Source organism: Sphaerisporangium fuscum (assembly GCF_018531465.1).
In the GTDB taxonomy this organism is placed as follows: Bacteria; Actinomycetota; Actinomycetes; order Streptosporangiales; family Streptosporangiaceae; genus Sphaerisporangium; species Sphaerisporangium fuscum.
Genome location: NZ_JAHDTF010000080.1, coordinates 1 through 2607 on the forward strand (window position 1 = coordinate 1; position 2607 = coordinate 2607).

General features: G+C 57.4%; 2 rRNA genes. Both read left to right on the forward strand.

Annotated elements, in window-relative coordinates:
• A 23S ribosomal RNA gene (locus KIK05_RS46350) occupies positions 1-2378 on the forward strand; the annotation flags it as partial.
• Between the two features lie 100 nt (positions 2379-2478).
• Positions 2479-2595 (forward strand): 5S ribosomal RNA (gene rrf, locus KIK05_RS46355).
• The last annotated feature ends 12 nt before the right edge of the window (positions 2596-2607 follow it).

A 2607-nucleotide genomic window follows, 5' to 3' on the forward strand; every position in this document is an offset into this window, starting at 1 on the left:
GAGTCGCATGCTGTAGACCCGAAGCGGAGTGATCTACGCATGGGCAGGTTGAAGCGCGGGTAAGACCGTGTGGAGGACCGAACCCACCAGGGTTGAAAACCTGGGGGATGATCTGTGTGTAGGGGTGAAAGGCCAATCAAACTCCGTGATAGCTGGTTCTCCCCGAAATGCATTTAGGTGCAGCGTTGCGTGTTTCTTGCCGGAGGTAGAGCACTGGATGGCTGATGGGCCTTACCGGGTTACTGACGTCAGCCAAACTCCGAATGCCGGTAAGTGAGAGCGTGGCAGTGAGACTGCGGGGGATAAGCTCCGTAGTCGAGAGGGAAACAGCCCAGACCACCGACTAAGGCCCCTAAGCGTGTGCTAAGTGGGAAAGGATGTGGAGTCGCAGTGACAACCAGGAGGTTGGCTTAGAAGCAGCCATCCTTGAAAGAGTGCGTAATAGCTCACTGGTCAAGTGATTCCGCGCCGACAATGTAGCGGGGCTCAAGTACACCGCCGAAGTCGTGGCATTCACACGTTAGCCTGGCAGGGTTTCCTTGTCTGGGTGTGTGGATGGGTAGGGGAGCGTCGTGCGGCCGGCGAAGCAGCCGAGTGATCGAGTTGTGGAGGCTGTGCGAGTGAGAATGCAGGCATGAGTAGCGAATCAGAAGTGAGAAACTTCTGCGCCGGATGACCAAGGGTTCCTGGGCTAGGTTAATCCGCCCAGGGTAAGTCGGGACCTAAGGCGAGGCCGACAGGCGTAGTCGATGGACAACGGGTTGATATTCCCGTACCCGCTGGTATGCGCCCATATCGAATCCAGTGATACTAAGGGTCCTTAAGTCCTTCGATCCTTCGGGGTCGGGGTGAGGCTGAACGCCTGGCCTGATCTGGTAGTAGGTAAGCGATGGGGTGACGCAGGAGGGTAGCCCATCCCAGGCGATGGTTGTTCCTGGGGTAAGCATGTAGGGAGAGGCGTAGGCAAATCCGCGCCTTATGTATCCTGAGATGTGATGCCGAGCCGATTGTGGTGAAGTGGGTGATCCCATGCTGCCGAGAAAAGCCTCTAGTGAGTGTGCCGGCGGCCCGTACCCTAAACCGACTCAGGTGGTCAGGTAGAGAATACCGAGGCGATCGGGTGAACTGTGGTTAAGGAACTCGGCAAATTGCCCCCGTAACTTCGGGAGAAGGGGGACCTTTGCTGGTGATGGCACTTGCTGCCGGAGCTGGTGGAGGTCGCAGTGGCCAGGGGGAAGCGACTGTTTACTAAAAACACAGGTCCGTGCGAAGTCGTAAGACGATGTATACGGACTGACGCCTGCCCGGTGCCGGAACGTTAAGGGGACCGCTTAGCCTGGCCTTGTGTCGGGCGAAGGTGAGAACTTAAGCGCCGGTAAACGGCGGTGGTAACTATAACCATCCTAAGGTAGCGAAATTCCTTGTCGGGTAAGTTCCGACCTGCACGAATGGCGTAACGACTTCCCCGCTGTCTCAACCGCAGACCCGGCGAAATTGCACTACGAGTAAAGATGCTCGTTACGCGCAGCAGGACGGAAAGACCCCGGGACCTTCACTACAGCTTGACATTGGTGTTTGGGACGGCTTGTGTAGGATAGGTGGGAGACTGTGAAGCTTGGACGCTAGTTCGGGTGGAGTCGTTGGTGAAATACCACTCTGGTCGTTTTGGATGTCTAACCCGCGCCCGTGGATCCGGGTGGGGGACAGTGTCTGGTGGGTAGTTTAACTGGGGCGGTTGCCTCCTAAAGGGTAACGGAGGCGCCCAAAGGTTCCCTCAGCCTGGTTGGCAATCAGGTGGTGAGTGTAAGTGCACAAGGGGGCTTGACTGTGAGACCGACGGGTCGAGCAGGAGCGAAAGCTGGGACTAGTGATCCGGCGGTGGCTTGTGGAAGCGCCGTCGCTCAACGGCTAAAAGGTACCCCGGGGATAACAGGCTGATCTTCCCCAAGAGTCCATATCGACGGGATGGTTTGGCACCTCGATGTCGGCTCGTCGCATCCTGGGGCTGGAGTAGGTCCCAAGGGTTGGGCTGTTCGCCCATTAAAGCGGTACGCGAGCTGGGTTTAGAACGTCGCGAGACAGTTCGGTCCCTATCCGCTGCGCGCGTAGGAGACTTGAAAGGGGCTGTCCCTAGTACGAGAGGACCGGGACGGACGAACCTCTGGTGTGCCAGTTGTTCTGCCAAGGGCACGGCTGGTTGGCTACGTTCGGGAGGGATAACCGCTGAAAGCATCTAAGCGGGAAGCCTGCCTTGAGATGAGGTCTCCCACCCTGTGAGGGGGTAAGGCTCCCAGTGGATGACTGGGTTGATAGGCCGGAGGTGGAAGCATCGTGAGGTGTGGAGCTGACCGGTACTAATAGGCCGAGGACTTGACCACAAAGCGTTTTGCTCGCGTCCACTATGTGATCTCAGAGGCAGCAAACCCTGAGACCTGGCACATGTTGGTGTGTTGGCCTGGTTTGTGTGTTTCATGGGGTTACGGCGGTTATAGCGGAAGGGAAACACCCGGTTACATTCCGAACCCGGAAGTTAAGCTTTCCAGCGCCGATGGTACTGCACCGGGGACGGTGTGGGAGAGTAGGACGCCGCCGGACAAATTTTTCATA